At 28.2% G+C, this 14099-nt stretch carries 15 protein-coding genes; 8 read left to right on the top strand and 7 right to left on the bottom strand.

Annotated features, from left to right (window positions below; genetic code table 11):
- Nucleotides 1-14: 14 nt before the first annotated feature.
- On the top strand, nt 15-1643 hold the full coding sequence (locus tag ASKIR_RS09720) for an ATP-binding protein (RefSeq protein WP_115588072.1): 1629 nt from the start codon (nt 15-17) through the stop codon (nt 1641-1643).
- An 18-nt stretch (nt 1644-1661) separates the two neighbouring features.
- Here ASKIR_RS09720 and ASKIR_RS09715 read toward each other — a convergent pair whose 3' ends face one another.
- A complete protein-coding gene (locus ASKIR_RS09715) occupies nt 1662-2687 on the bottom strand; it encodes a DNA cytosine methyltransferase (RefSeq protein WP_115588073.1) in 1026 nt (341 codons plus the stop codon).
- Nucleotides 2688-2754: 67 nt separating this feature from the next.
- Between ASKIR_RS09715 and ASKIR_RS09710 the strand changes: the two genes are divergently transcribed.
- The 6 genes from ASKIR_RS09710 (at nt 2755) to ASKIR_RS09685 (ending at nt 6722) form a co-directional block, all read left to right on the top strand.
- Entirely contained in the window at nt 2755-3057 is a 303-nt protein-coding gene (locus ASKIR_RS09710; RefSeq protein WP_115588074.1) for a hypothetical protein, read from the top strand.
- A gap of 135 nt (nt 3058-3192) precedes the next feature.
- Entirely contained in the window at nt 3193-4047 is an 855-nt protein-coding gene (locus ASKIR_RS09705; RefSeq protein WP_115588075.1) for an NgoPII family restriction endonuclease, read from the top strand.
- A 22-nt stretch (nt 4048-4069) separates the two neighbouring features.
- Nucleotides 4070-4678 carry a toll/interleukin-1 receptor domain-containing protein gene (locus ASKIR_RS09700; RefSeq protein WP_115588076.1) on the top strand — a complete coding sequence of 203 codons (609 nt, stop codon included), beginning with the start codon at nt 4070-4072 and terminating at the stop codon, nt 4676-4678.
- Entirely contained in the window at nt 4665-5144 is a 480-nt protein-coding gene (locus ASKIR_RS09695; RefSeq protein WP_115588077.1) for a hypothetical protein, read from the top strand. The genes ASKIR_RS09700 and ASKIR_RS09695 overlap by 14 nt, the downstream gene beginning before the upstream one ends.
- Before the next feature lies 1 nt (nt 5145).
- On the top strand, nt 5146-5724 hold the full coding sequence (locus ASKIR_RS09690; protein WP_115588078.1) for a TIR domain-containing protein: 579 nt from the start codon (nt 5146-5148) through the stop codon (nt 5722-5724).
- Nucleotides 5724-6722, top strand: a complete 999-nt coding sequence (locus ASKIR_RS09685) for a DNA cytosine methyltransferase (protein WP_115588079.1) — start codon at nt 5724-5726, stop codon at nt 6720-6722. Before ASKIR_RS09690 ends, ASKIR_RS09685 begins: the two co-directional genes overlap by 1 nt.
- A gap of 275 nt (nt 6723-6997) precedes the next feature.
- Here the strand turns inward: ASKIR_RS09685 and ASKIR_RS09680 are convergent, their stop codons facing one another.
- The 6 genes from ASKIR_RS09680 to topA form a co-directional block, all read right to left on the bottom strand.
- The gene (locus tag ASKIR_RS09680; RefSeq protein WP_066350450.1) at nt 6998-7723 is read right to left on the bottom strand and encodes an AMIN domain-containing protein; all 726 of its coding nucleotides are present in this window, start codon (nt 7721-7723) and stop codon (nt 6998-7000) included.
- A complete protein-coding gene (locus tag ASKIR_RS09675; RefSeq protein ID WP_066162230.1) occupies nt 7720-7962 on the bottom strand; it encodes an FtsB family cell division protein in 243 nt (80 codons plus the stop codon). The genes ASKIR_RS09680 and ASKIR_RS09675 overlap by 4 nt, the downstream gene beginning before the upstream one ends.
- The gene (gene eno, locus ASKIR_RS09670; protein WP_066162228.1) at nt 7962-9242 is read right to left on the bottom strand and encodes a phosphopyruvate hydratase; all 1281 of its coding nucleotides are present in this window, start codon (nt 9240-9242) and stop codon (nt 7962-7964) included. Before eno ends, ASKIR_RS09675 begins: the two co-directional genes overlap by 1 nt.
- A gap of 106 nt (nt 9243-9348) precedes the next feature.
- Entirely contained in the window at nt 9349-10218 is an 870-nt protein-coding gene (locus ASKIR_RS09665) for a biotin synthase (RefSeq protein ID WP_066350449.1), read from the bottom strand.
- On the bottom strand, nt 10208-10720 hold the full coding sequence (locus ASKIR_RS09660) for a metallophosphoesterase family protein (RefSeq protein ID WP_066350448.1): 513 nt from the start codon (nt 10718-10720) through the stop codon (nt 10208-10210). The genes ASKIR_RS09665 and ASKIR_RS09660 overlap by 11 nt, the downstream gene beginning before the upstream one ends.
- On the bottom strand, nt 10721-13054 hold the full coding sequence (gene topA, locus ASKIR_RS09655; protein WP_066350447.1) for a type I DNA topoisomerase: 2334 nt from the start codon (nt 13052-13054) through the stop codon (nt 10721-10723).
- A gap of 168 nt (nt 13055-13222) precedes the next feature.
- Between topA and ASKIR_RS10355 the strand changes: the two genes are divergently transcribed.
- Nucleotides 13223-14098: a glycerol kinase gene (locus tag ASKIR_RS10355; protein WP_066350446.1), complete on the top strand. Its 876-nt coding sequence runs from the start codon at nt 13223-13225 to the stop codon at nt 14096-14098.
- Nucleotide 14099 lies beyond the last annotated feature (1 nt).

Below are 14099 nucleotides of genomic sequence, written 5' to 3'. Positions count from 1 at the left end.
TAAGGAAATATAATATGGGGAAAGTAGAATTTAATGTAGGTGCTAACGCAGTTATTCAATTAGGTGAGGATTTATATAAAAATATTTTTGGGGTATTAATTGAGTATATTACCAATTCTTATGATGCAGATGCCACTATTGTGAATATTAATGTAGATAAAAGTCGCGGACAAATTATAATTGATGATGATGGTTATGGTATGTCGCTAGACACTCTTAAAAATATTTATATGAATGTAGGCTTAAATAGAAGAAAAGATACATCTACTAGAACAAAGTTAGGTAGATTAGTGACAGGGAGAAAAGGTTTTGGAAAGTTAGCATGTTTTGGGTTATTTAAAAAATTTAGAATAGAAACAGTCCAAGATGGATTAAAAAGTACATTAAAAATTGATACTGGATATACCAAAGATGGCGATTTCTTTTATGATGCAGTAATTGATGATAAAGCAGTATCTACAAAAGAAAAAAATGGAACAAAAGTATTTTTAATTGAAAATACGCAAAATATTCCTGCGGATAAGGATATAGCTTCATCTATTGCCAAGAGATTAAATATAATGTATGGAGAAGAAAAAGATAAAGATAAATTTATTATTAAATTTGGGAATTACACAATAGATAAAGCTTTCAGAGATAATGAAGTTATTAAAGGAGCTGGCAATAAATTAAATTATTTAATTCCAAATGATATCGATAAATTTCTTACCCATAATGAAGATATTGAATATGTTAAAAATAATAAAATTAAAGGGATTATAATTGCTAGAGAAAAAACTGTTACTATAAAAGAAAATAAAGGAATAGTATTATTTGCAAGAGGTAAACTTTGTCAAGAAGCAACATATTTAAATATAAATCCATCTAATAGTTATGGATATGCTTATTTGTATGGTGAACTTCATGTAGATTTTATAGATGATGAGAAACAAGATAATATAGGAACTGATAGAACTGCACTCAAATCTACAAAAACAACAGAAAAATTATTTGATATTATTAATAAAATTCTAAAATCTTATGCAAATTTATATGATCAAGATGAAAAAGAAAAAAAAGATACTGCTATTGATAAATATAAGAATAGTGAAGATTTTAAAAGTATAAAAAGTATAATAGATTCTGTTTCTAATGAAGAAATAAAAAAAGAACTTATATCACTATTGGATATTAAAATTAAGAATAGTATAAAAGATTCATCTGTTGATAGTTCAAAAGTTAAAAATTTTAAATGGATTGCTCAAGCAATAACTCCAACATATATTTTAAAATCAGATCAAATATTTAAAAATGATGCAAAAGATAATATTTCTACTTCTTATGATACTTTGTTAGATTATATATGTAAAAAATATAACTATAAAGGGAAAGATGGAGAAACTGCTTTTAATGAAATTTATGGTGAGAATAATAAGTATGCTAAATTAAGTCAATTGGCAAATTCTCAAAATCCTGATACTCAAAGAAATATAAAAGGATCTATAAGAGAATTAGGAAAATCAATTGTTGCTATACGGAATGCAACATTTCATACTACTGATAGAAAATGTTATAATGAAACAATATCTAAAGAGAATTCAAAAAGATTTTTGGTAGTTGTAGATTTATTTTTAGAGATGGATAAATTATTTTATACAAATTAATTTATCCAAGATATAGGATTAGGCAATTGAAGAAATAATAACTTCACCAACTGCTCTTGATAAATTAACAGGAACTGCATTACCGATTTGCCTAGCTATCTGGTAATCTGTTCCGAAGAATTGATAATCTTTCGGAAAAGTTTGAATTAAAGCACCTTCTCTTAAGGATAAAGCTCTATCTTGTTCTGGATGACCAAATCTCCCACTATAGTATTGATTAAATTTTGTTGTAATTGTTGAACTCAATTTATCCCAAGCTAATCTTCCATAGTTATCAGGGAATACTTCTTTAGCTTTATGACAAGGTAATCTTAAATCTTCATTCCAAGCAGACCTTAATCCACCATTTAATGGCGTAGCTTTTATTCTTTTAAGATTGATTTCATTTAGTTCTTTTGCCCTATGTAAAATATCTCTTTTAGATGAATTATTGTGTTGTATTGGCTCTAAGTGAGAGATTACATCTTTTAAATAAATAGGTGCTTTTTTCTGAATATTATCAAATGATAAATTTAGTTTTTTTATTCTTGTAGCTATCAAAAATAGTCTTTTTCTATTTTGTGCAACTCCAAAATCTTTTGCATTTAATACTTTATATTCATACTTGTAATTATTTTTTTCAAGCATATCAATAAATTTTGAAAAGTATGGATTTTCTTCATTTAGCCTGCTTACATTTTCCATAAGTACAAAATGAGGCTTAACCCCATTAATAATTTTTCTAAATTCATCAAGGAGTGTTTTTCTTTCATCATCTTGTTTCTTTCTAGTGTTAATCATACTATATGGTTGGCAAGGTGCACATCCAGCTAACATTGTAAAATCATTTTTTGTGGTATTTCTTTTGAAAAGTTCCTTTATTTCTTTTATAGAAATATCAACAATACTCTTATTAATAAACATTGCATTATTATTTTTTTCATAAGTTTCTTTACAAGATGGTTCAAAATCAACACCAGCAAATACATCTATACCTGCCATTTTAAGCCCACTAGTTAGACCTCCCGCTCCACTGAAGAAATCGATTGCTTTGATACTTTTCATAAAAATTCCTTAATGTTTTTATAAGTTGTATTATTTTAATATACTTTTACTTAATAAAGGTTTAAATATGAATGAAAAAAATAATAGAAAAAATGAAAATAATATTTATGGAAAGACTAGAACAAAGTCAAAGAAATCGACTTTGAATTTAGAACAATTCAAAGAGAAAATAAGCTGCATAGATATGAATATATCGAGATTCTCTAGATATTCTGGGATTTCAAAACCTACAATTTATGGTTGGAGTAATCATGGTATTCCTTTGTATGTAGAGCGTATTATAGAGTTGTTAGAGACAAAAAAACAATTGCATAATGGAATAAATAAGTTGTATGAAATTAATACAAAAGAAATTAGAAAAATCATATAATATTAATATAATAAATACTTTTTATAAATGAATTAATCCTATATGCTTTAGTTTCTCCTAACATAAATTACACTTCATAATATTTTTTATATTGTAATTTTATTTAGGGTATAATCTAAAAAAATAGGGAAAATTATGAGTAATATTTTAAAAGCATTTATCAACACAATAAATAGTTATCAAAGCAATGTTTCAACTCTAACAAATGGCAATAATCGAGCAAACAATATGGGAGCTGGACTTGAAGAGTTTATCAAAGATATTTTTGCAGGAACTATAAATGTAACAAATGAAACAACAAGACTTGTTGCTTTTTCACAAACTTATTCTTATAGTGGGAATAAAAATAATCCACCTGATTTGATATTACGTAATAGTGATGCAATAGAAATAAAAAAACTTGAATCTCACAACACAGCAATAGCACTAAATAGTTCATATCCAAAAGCAAAACTTTTTTCAAATAGTTCTATGATTACAACTGCTTGTAGATATTGTGAGCCAAATTGGATTATAAAAGATATGCTTTATGTGATAGGCAATGTTCCAAAAAATACAAACAGTTTAAAATCTTTATGGTTTGTATATGGTGATTGTTTTTCTGCGGATAAAGAAGTGTATGAAAGAATAAAAGACACTATTTCAACAGGTATTACATCTATTCCAAATGTAGAATTTACAGAGACAAACGAGCTTGGAAAAGTAAAAAAAGTTGATCCACTTGGAATTACAGACCTTAGAATTCGAGGAATGTGGCATATTGAGAATCCTACAAAAATATTTAATTATCTTTATAGTTATGATGAAACAAAATCTTTTCAACTTATTTGTCTTATGAAAAAAGACAAATATGAATCAATGCCTTCGGAAGATAAACAGATAATAGAAAATCTGAATAATCCAAATGTGAGTGTAAGTGATGTAAGAATCAAAAATCCAAATAATCCTGTTCAGTTGATGGATGGGAAGTTTTTGATGTTTAAAATATAATAAAAAATAGAAAGGACATGAAATGGCATTATTCAGTTATGAAGAATTAAAACAAAAAACGAATTATTTATATAATTCTAAATCATATGATAATTCGCTTAGAATGGGTTTATTATCAGAATCAAGTAGTATTAATATAAATTCTATTAGTCAAGATTCATTTGATATATTTTTATCTCATAGCTATGCTGATAGAGAAATTATTCCCGCATTAAAAAATGAATTGGAAAGTTATGGTTTTAGTGTTTATGTAGATTGGATTACAGATAAACTCTTAAGTAGAGATGAAATAAATAAAAAAACAGCTGAAGTTTTACAAACAAGAATGAAACAATCTAAATGTTTAATATATGCAACATCAGATAATTCACAAAAATCAAGATGGATGCCTTGGGAACTTGGATATTTTGATGGAATAAAAGATAAGATGGTAGGTATTTTACCTTTAAAAAAATATGGTAATAATTTTAATGATAATTTTAAAGGTGAAGAATATTTAGGACTATATTATTATATTGATAAAGAAAAAAATCAATTAAATGAAATGAGATTATGGGTTAGAGAGAATCAAGATAAATATGTATTATTAAATAGTTGGATAACAGGAGAAAAACCATATGTCAGAAAATAATAAAAAACTAGATAGAGAAAAGATTTTAATAGAAGAAGTTAAAATTGTACAAGATATTATTAAGAGAATGGCAGGAAATTCTTTCAATGTTAAAACATGGACAATAACTCTTATTGTTGCCACATTACTTTTCAAAGGTAATAATAATCATATTTTTATAGCTTTTATTCCATTAATTGCTTTTTGGTTTTTAGACTCATATTATTTACAACAAGAACGATTATTTAGAAAAGTACATGATTGGGTTATTAGCTATAGATTAACTAAAGATGATAATCTTTTCAATATGAATCCAGTTAGATTTAAAGATAAAGTTCAATCTGTTTTGCAAATTATGTTTTCTATTAGTACATTGCCTTTTTATGGAAGTATTCTAATAATGTTATCTATTTATTTTATTATTATTTATTTCAATTATTTTGAATTATTACTAAAATGTATAAAATTATCTCAAGGAGGAAACTAAAATGGCAAAAAAAGTATTTTTTAGTTTCCACTATCAGGATGTTATTGATTTTAGAGCTAATGTTGTAAGAAATCATGGACAATTTAAATTAAATGCTCAAGAAGCAGGATATTATGATTCTTCTATGTGGGAAAAAGCGAAAAAAGAAGGAAAAGTTGCTTTAAAGAAACTTATTAATAATGGGTTAAATAATACATCAAATACTTGTGTTCTAATTGGTAGTGAAACTTATCAAAGACCTTGGGTTAGATATGAGTTATTGAAAAGTGTAAAAAAAGGTAATCATATTTTTGGTGTTCATATAAATGGTATAAAATGTAAAGATCAAAAAACTAAAGATTTAGGTAAAAATCCATTAGATTATGTTGGTGTTTATGCTGAAAATAACAATTCTTATCATTTGATTGAAAAAAAAGAAGATGGAAAATGGTACTACTATAATGAAATTGATGGTAGTTCTAAAATAAACATTAATCATACATTAGAACTTCAAAAAGTTTTAACTTTATCAAACTTTTTTCAAGTTTATAAATGGAATGCTGATGATGGATATAATAATTTCAAAGATTGGGTTCAATAATGAACATAATATCTCTATTCTCAGGTGCTGGTGGTTTAGACTTAGGTTTTCATCAAGCAGGATTTAATACTATTTGGGCAAATGAATATGATAAAGAAATTTGGGAAACATTTGAAACAAATTTTTCAGATACAAAACTTGATAGAAGAAGTATTGTAAATATTCCATCAAGTGAAATTCCTGATGCTATTGGACTTATTGGTGGACCTCCATGTCAAAGTTGGAGTGAAGCAGGAAGTTTAAGAGGAATAAATGACAAAAGAGGACAACTGTTTTTTGAATTTATTCGAGTTTTAAGAGATAAAAAACCTCTATTTTTCTTAGCTGAAAATGTATCAGGGATGTTGGCTTCAAGACATAGTGATGCTTTAGAAAATATCAAAAATCATTTTAAAGATAGTGGTTATAACTTATCTTTCAAACTTTTAAATGCTTCTGATTTTGGAGTTGCTCAAGATAGAGAAAGAGTATTTTTTATAGGATTTAGAAATGATTTAGATATTACTTTTAAATTTCCTAAAAAAATTCATCATAAAAAAACACTCAAAGATGTAATTTGGGATTTAAAAGATAATGTTTCATTGCCTGATGAAAAAAACTATACTTTAAACTCTTGTGAAGTTCTGAATCATGAATATATGTTGGGTGGATTTTCTTCTATGTATATGTCTAGAAATCGTGTTAGAAGTTGGGATGAACAATCATTTACAATTCAAGCAGGTGGAAGACATGCACCTCTTCATCCACAAGCTCCAAAAATGGAAAAAATTGGAAAAGATAAGCAAGCCTTTATAAGTGGATGTGAACATTTATACAGAAGATTAAGTATTAGAGAGTGTGCAAGAGTGCAATCTTTTCCTGATAATCATAAGTTTTGTTACAAAAATCTAAGTGCTGGGTACAAAATGGTTGGAAATGCCGTTCCTCCAACTCTAGCTTTTCATTTGGCAAAAGAGATTATGGGAGTTTTAAAAGAAAGAGTAGACAAGGCTTCATAGTGCATAGGTTTTCTTGCTGATAAGAAATTTTAATTTAAATTTTTTAGTTCATTTAGACATGCAATATTAATTATATGCTTGTAGATCCTATAATATCTATTATGACTCACTGATTGTTAATATTATCAATTTTTATTGTACACATATAAAATTGATTTTAATAAAAACTATTATAAAATCATTTAAAAAAAGGGACTTATAGTATGAAAAATCTATTATCAAATTATTCTGAATCTCACAATGTTTTTAAAACAAAAGTAGATAGTTTTATCTATCTACTTTAAAGAGATTGTAATATTTCCCGTAGTTACATCTACATTGTATTTAGATGGATTATCGCTAAGTTCTACAGCAACTCTAAAGAAACCTGCATTTTTATGATTTCCTACTGTTAAGCTTTTGAAATTTGTATCCAAAAAAGTCTCTCTTTGTGTTGCAAAGTCAGTTTTTGCTTTGAAATCAAATACAATTTTATTCTCTTTATCAAGGTTAAACTTTTTTGTAACCTTATAATCAGTCATAATATGAAGTTTATTATCAGCAATTGATATCTTTAAAAAAGGTAAAACAGTTTTTTCAATACTAAAAGTTCTAACACTCTCTTGAGTAGTTTCATCTTCACTAAGTATATCTGCTCTAGGTTTTACAAAAACAACTTGTTCTGGCTCTTTTTTAATATTTTCAAGCTCTTTTTTAATATTTTCAAGCTCTTTAGCTTTTTGTTCATTTTGTTTGTTTGTTTTTGAAATTATTGCATCAAGCTCTTTTTTAGTAACAACTTTCTCTTCAGGTTTTTTTACAACTGGTGCTACTTTCTCTTTTGGTGAAGTTTTTTCATCAATCTCTTTTTGGATTTTTTGAATATACATCTCTTCTTGAATAGACTCTTTAATCTCTAAACTATTATCAACATTTTCATTATAATTTGAAAAAGGGTTTTCCCTAGCTTCTAATGAGATTGTTAAAACAGCTAATAACAAAATTTTAGGTAATTTTTTCATTCTTCTGGCTCCAAGTTTTTAAGTTCAAAATACTCTTTTTGTAATCTAGCATTTTCTTGTTGTAGGCGTAAATTTTCACTCTCTAAGTATACTTTTTTATACTTTAATGAATTATAAACTTTAAGAGAATTATCTCCAACTAAAAGAAGATTTGCAAAGTGATATGCAAGAAATATTGTAAATAGTGCCAAAAATGTGGCAAAAACTATAAATCTTGCTTTCTCACTTAGTTTTTTCATTATTTTTTAGAGAAAGGTTGTTTCCCTAAATATTCACTATAAGCAATCTCTGAACCAATTTCAAGAAGTCTATTGTATTTTGCAATTCTATCACTTCTTGCTGTGCTTCCTGTTTTAATTTGTCCACAGTTTAATGCAACAGCAAAATCAGCAATAAATGCATCTTCACTCTCTCCACTTCTATGACTCATAATACAATTGTAGTTATTTCTTTGAGCAAGTCTGATTGTTTGCATAGTTTCACTTACACTTCCAATTTGGTTTGGCTTAATTAACACTGCATTTGCAATCTGTTTTTTAATACCTTCAGCAACAATAGCTGCATTTGTAACAAATAGATCATCTCCAACTAATTGAACTTTGTTTCCAAGTTTTTCAGTTAGGATTTTCCATCCATCCCAATCATCTTCACTTAAACCATCTTCAATTGAAACAATTGGATATTTAGAGCATAAATCAGCATAATAATCAACAAGCTGTGCTGAAGTTAATTCTCTATTTTCACCTTTTAAAACATATTTTTTTGTTTTCTCATCAATTAACTCACTAGCTGCAACATCAAGAGCAATAGATATTTGCTCTCCAGCTTTATATCCAGCTTTTTCAATTGCACTCATAATAACAGAAATTGGTTCTTCATTTGATTTTAAATTTGGAGCAAATCCACCCTCATCACCAACTGCTGTACTTTCACCCATTGCATCAATAATTTTTTTAAGGTGTTGATAAATCTCAGCAACTGCTCTTAAACCTTCATTGAAGTTTTCAAAACCTGTTGGCATAATCATATACTCTTGGAAATCTACAGAGTTATTTGCATGCTCTCCACCATTTATAATATTAAACATAGGAACAGGCATAGTCATAGCATTTGCTCCACCAAGGTATCTATAAAGTGGCATATTAAGTGAAGTTGCAGCTGCTCGTGCTACTGCCATAGAAACACCTAAAACAGCATTTGCTCCAAGGTTTGAGTAGTTGTTTGTTCCATCAATTTCTTTCATAATTGCATCAATTTCAGCTTGATTAAATGGACTTTGTCCAATTAACTCATCTGCAATTTTTGTATTTACATTTTCAACAGCTTTTAGAACACCTTTACCTAAAAATCTATTATCCCCATCTCTTAACTCTAGGGCTTCTCTTTTTCCTGTACTTGCACCACTTGGAACTATTGCATTTGCTTTTGTACCATCACTTAAAATTACAGTTGCTCTAACAGTTGGATTTCCTCTTGAATCCATAACTTCATCAGCATAAATATTGTCAATATATACCACAAGGTCTCCTAAATTAAATTTTTTTGCTACGATTATATCTAAAAAAAAATTGGGATTTCCTTTATTACTTATATTTAAATATATAAAGGAAAAAGTTTAAAAAACTCTATTTTTCGTCTGGCATTAAATGCATATGTTTAGCAATTTTGAAACCAAGTTTTTCAAGTGCTTCAACATCATCTTTTGGAGTTTTTCCAGCAGTTGTAAGATAATCTCCAATTACAAAAGCGTTTGCTCCACGCTTAAAAATCTCATACTGTCTATCACCAAACATTAACTCTCTTCCACCAGCAACCATTATTTTATGTGCATTTGGAATCATTTTTCTAGCAAGTTCTACTAACTCAAAAGCTTGTTCAATATCAATTGAATTTTCAACTATTGGTAGGGCTTCATTTGGGTGAAAGAAGTTTAAAGGTACATTCATAGGATCAAGTGAGTTTATAGCTTCAAGCATAGATACTCTATCTTCTTGAGTCTCTCCCATTCCAAAAATTCCACCACAAACAAGTTTTAATCCAGCCTCTTTTACATTTAGACAAGTTTGGTATCTCTCATCCCATGTGTGAGTTGTACAGATTGTTGGATAAAAATCTCTTGAAGTCTCTAAATTATGGTTATAGTTATCAACCCCAGCAGCTTTTAGCTCTTTTAGTTGCTCAATAGTAGCAATACCATTACAAGCGATTAATCTTAATCCTAAATTTGCAGCTTTAACAGCTTTTGCAGCCTCTGCAATAAATTTTGTTTTTTTATCTGTAAGACCAGCTCCAGCAGTAACCAAACAAAATCCAACAGCTCCATTTGCTCTTGCAACTGTTGCCTCTTTTACAATTTGTTCAATACTTTTTAGTTTATATCTTTGAATATCGGCTTTATATTTTACGCTTTGTGTACAAAATTTGCAATCTTCGTTGCAAGTACCGCTTTCAACATTACAAATAGCACATAAAAAAATCTCTTCATTATTGTTCATATCTAAACTCTTCTTTCATAAAATTATCTTCATCTATTTTTTTAAAATATCTTGTGATTATATACTCATTTGCATTAATCTCTAGTTTTGCACACTCTATAAACTCTTTTTCCCTAGCACAAATTTCACCAGGATTTAAAAATAGTTTTCTGTTTATATATTGGCAATCAAATTCATGAGTGTGACCAAAAATTATGATATCTGTATTGGGAGTTAAGTGCATTGGAAGGTGCATAAGTTTAAAACTTTTATCTTCTATTTTAAAATAATATGGCTCTTTTTTTATATTGTAGTTGTTGCTAAATTCATAAAGATTTTTATCATTATTTCCAAAAACACAAATATATTTTAATCCACAATTTTTCAAAACTTCTAAAGAATCAACTGTGCAAATATCTCCTGCATGAATTAGATACTCGCAATCTTCTTTTTTTAAAAATTCAATAGCACTCTTTAAATAATCTACTTTAAAGTGGCTATCTGAGACAATGGCTATTTTCATCTACTCTTTTTTAGCCTTAGTAGTTTTTTTTGTAGTTGTACTTTTTGAAGCTGTTTTTCTAGCAGGTTTTTTAACCCCCTTACTATCTTTTTCAATTATTTCCAAACACTCCTCTAAAGTAAGATTTGAAGCCTCTTTTGTTTTTGGTATTTTGAAATTCTTTCTACCTTGTTTTATATATGGTCCATATTGTCCATCTAAAACTTGAATTTTCTCTTTTTCAAACTCTTTTATTAAAGCTTTACTTTTAGCCTCATCAATCTCTTTTATAATCTCTTTTGCCCTTTGCTCATCTACCGTATAAGGGTCATCAGTTTTTAGTGAATAATATTTTGTTTTAACTTGTAAATATGGACCAAATCTTCCAATATTTGCTTTAATCTCATTTCCACTATCATCAACTCCAACAACTCTTGGAAGATTGAATAAAAATAGTGCTTCTTCAAGTGTAATAGTATCCATATTTAGTTTTTCAGGAATTGCCACAAATTTTGGTTTCTCTTCATCATCTTTTGTACCAATTTGAACAAAAGGTCCAAATCTTCCAACTCTTGCACTTACAGGTTTTCCAGATTTTGGGTCAATTCCAAGCTCTCTTACTTGTGAATAATCAGATTTACTAATATTCTCCTCTTTATCTTTTATAGTCTCTTTAAAATCACCATAAAAGCTTTTCATTACATCAACCCAAGCTTTTTTACCTTCTGCTATATCATCAAACTGCTCTTCAATACGTGCTGTAAATCCTAAATCAATAATATTTGAGAAGTGATCAGTTAAAAAACTATTTACAATCTCTCCTGTTGGTGTTGGAGCTAATTTTTTATCTTCGGTTTTTACTACATACTCACGCGCTTGAATAGTTGAAATTGTTGGAGCATAAGTTGAAGGTCTTCCAATTCCTTCGCTCTCAAGTTTTTTAACCAAACTAGCTTCAGTGTATCTTGAAGGTGGTTTTGTAAAGTTTTGTTCACTACTTAAATTTTCTATCTCTAAAACTGTTCCGATCTTGATATTTGGTAATATTTTTTCAGCACTATCAAGTGCAGCTTCAGGATTATCACTACCTTCTGTGTAAGCTTTCATAAATCCAGCAAAAATAATTCTTTGACCCTTTGTTTGAAATTCAAACTCTTTATTTTTTCCTGCTTCTATTTTATATGTTGTATTTGCAATTTTTGCAGTAGCCATTTGAGTAGCTATTGTTCTTTTCCAAATTAAACTATAAAGTCTATATTGAGAAGGCTCTAAATATGCTTTTACATCAGATGGTTTTAGACTCATATCAACAGGTCTTATAGCTTCGTGAGCCTCTTGAGCACCTTTTGCTGTTGATTTAAAAGCTCTTGGTTTTGCTAGTGAGTAATCTTTTCCATACTCATCTTCAATAACTTTTTTAGCAGCAGTTGTTGCAACAGTTGATAAGTTTAATGAGTCAGTTCTCATATAAGTTATTAAACCACCTGTATGATTTGGAATATTTGCAACATTTCCTTCATATAGCTGTTGAGCTATCATCATAGTTTGAGCAACACTAAGACCTATTTTTCTACTTGCTTCTTGTTGTAGTGTTGAAGTTGTAAATGGCGGAGCTGGATTTCTAGTGCTCTCTTTCTCTTCAATATCTACAAGTTTGTATGAACCACTATTCAAAGAGTTTTCAATATCTCTTGCCTCTTTTTCATTTTTTACTTTGATATTTTTGCCATCTTTTTTTGCTAATTCGCTTGAAAGTTCAGGGTTTATAAAATCTGCTTTTATTTTCCAATACTCTTCAGGAACAAAAGCTCTAATTTCATTCTCTCTATCTACAATTATTTTAACAGCTACACTTTGAACTCTTCCTGCACTTAAACCATATCTTACTTTTTTCCACAATAGTGGTGAAAGCTCATATCCAACAGCACGATCTAGTATTCTTCTTGCTTGTTGAGCATCTACAAGATTTTGATCCACATCTCTTGGATTTTGTAAGGCTTTAAGTATTGCATCTTTTGTAATTTCGTGAAAAACTATTCTTTTTATTGGATTTTTTTCAATTTTAAGTGCAGGAATCAAATGCCAAGCAATAGCCTCTCCCTCTCTATCCTCATCGGCCGCTAGGTAGATTGTTGTATCTTTTGAGATCTGTTTTTTTAAATCAGCTATAACCTTTTTTTTATCAGCACTTACTTGATAGTTTGGTTTAAAGTTATCATCTGGATCAAATCCTAAAGTAGATTTTGGCAGATCTCTTACATGCCCCATAGATGCCATAACTACATAATCTGGACCTAAAAATTTTGATATTGTTTTTGCTTTTGCTGGTGATTCCACTATTACTAAATTTTTCACTTAAATTGCCTTCATATTTTCTAAAAGTGTGCATTCTAACATAAAAAATGTAAGGTTTTCTTAATAGTTTTAAATTAAATTGACACTAATTTCATTTTAACTTTTTAAAATAGTATATGATATACTAAAAATCTTTTAAAATTTAATGAAATATAGAAGGAAAAATATATGTCAGATTTAAAATTAATATCAACTACAGCATTAGCAAAAAAAAATTCTTTGATGGCAAAAGATTTATTTTTAAAATTTTATAATTATGGATTTATAGATAAAGATGAAGCAGATTCTTGGATATTAACTCAAAAAGGTATTTCTTTTGGAGGAACATGCTTAGAGAGTAAACAATATGGAAAATATATAGCTTGGCCAGAAAATATTGATTTAAATAACTTTAAAATAGAAATGTTAAATGCTACTAAATTAGGACAATATTTTAGTCTATCTGCACGAAAAACGAATGTTATATTATCTGAACTTGGCTGGACAAAAAAAGGTATAAAAGGTTGGCTTATAACATCTCAAGGAGAAAAAGTAGGTGGTTTACAATCTGAAGATTTTAAATCAGGTATACCGTATGTTGTTTGGCCAATAGATATTTTAAATAATAAAAATTTAATTGCAACCATTGAAGATTTAAGTGGGAATACAAAACAAGAAAATATAAATAAAGAAGATAATAAAAAAGAGGATTTTAGAGAAAAGTTTGAGGCAAAACATAGAGCAACAGATGGTCACTTTACAAGATCAAAAGCTGAAATGTTAATTGATAATTGGCTTTATATGTTTGAAATCGTTCATGCTTATGAGAGAAAATTACCAATCGAAGAGAATGTTTATTGTGATTTTTATATACCAGCTGGAAAAGTTTATATAGAGTACTGGGGATATGAAAATGATGAAAAATATTTAGAAAGAAAAAAGAAGAAACAAGAAATTTATAAAAAGTATAATTTGAATTTAATCGAATTAGAAGATGCTGATATTCAGAATTTGGATGATGTGCTACCAAAATATCTACTAAAATTCGGTGTACATACCTTTTGAT

The sequence above is a fragment of the Aliarcobacter skirrowii CCUG 10374 genome (genome assembly GCF_003544835.1).
GTDB lineage: Bacteria > Campylobacterota > Campylobacteria > Campylobacterales > Arcobacteraceae > Aliarcobacter > Aliarcobacter skirrowii.
The sequence above is the reverse complement of the archived record's forward strand: the minus strand, read 5'-3'. Positions and strand labels throughout refer to the sequence as shown.

Bases quoted from the DNA above. Each gene is read 5' to 3' on its own strand.
- ASKIR_RS09700 (WP_115588076.1), top strand. From the start codon at position 4,070: ATGGCATTATTCAGTTATGAAGAATTAAAACAAAAAACGAATTATTTA.
- ASKIR_RS09690 (WP_115588078.1), top strand. From the start codon at position 5,146: ATGGCAAAAAAAGTATTTTTTAGTTTCCACTATCAGGATGTTATTGAT.
- ASKIR_RS09665 (WP_066350449.1), bottom strand. From the start codon at position 10,218: ATGAACAATAATGAAGAGATTTTTTTATGTGCTATTTGTAATGTTGAA.
- ASKIR_RS10355 (WP_066350446.1), top strand. From the start codon at position 13,223: ATGTCAGATTTAAAATTAATATCAACTACAGCATTAGCAAAAAAAAAT.
- ASKIR_RS09705 (WP_115588075.1), top strand. From the start codon at position 3,193: ATGAGTAATATTTTAAAAGCATTTATCAACACAATAAATAGTTATCAA.
- ASKIR_RS09680 (WP_066350450.1), bottom strand. From the start codon at position 7,723: ATGAAAAAATTACCTAAAATTTTGTTATTAGCTGTTTTAACAATCTCA.
- ASKIR_RS09675 (WP_066162230.1), bottom strand. From the start codon at position 7,962: ATGAAAAAACTAAGTGAGAAAGCAAGATTTATAGTTTTTGCCACATTT.
- ASKIR_RS09710 (WP_115588074.1), top strand. From the start codon at position 2,755: ATGAATGAAAAAAATAATAGAAAAAATGAAAATAATATTTATGGAAAG.
- ASKIR_RS09685 (WP_115588079.1), top strand. From the start codon at position 5,724: ATGAACATAATATCTCTATTCTCAGGTGCTGGTGGTTTAGACTTAGGT.
- ASKIR_RS09695 (WP_115588077.1), top strand. From the start codon at position 4,665: ATGTCAGAAAATAATAAAAAACTAGATAGAGAAAAGATTTTAATAGAA.
- ASKIR_RS09715 (WP_115588073.1), bottom strand. From the start codon at position 2,687: ATGAAAAGTATCAAAGCAATCGATTTCTTCAGTGGAGCGGGAGGTCTA.
- ASKIR_RS09660 (WP_066350448.1), bottom strand. From the start codon at position 10,720: ATGAAAATAGCCATTGTCTCAGATAGCCACTTTAAAGTAGATTATTTA.
- ASKIR_RS09720 (WP_115588072.1), top strand. From the start codon at position 15: ATGGGGAAAGTAGAATTTAATGTAGGTGCTAACGCAGTTATTCAATTA.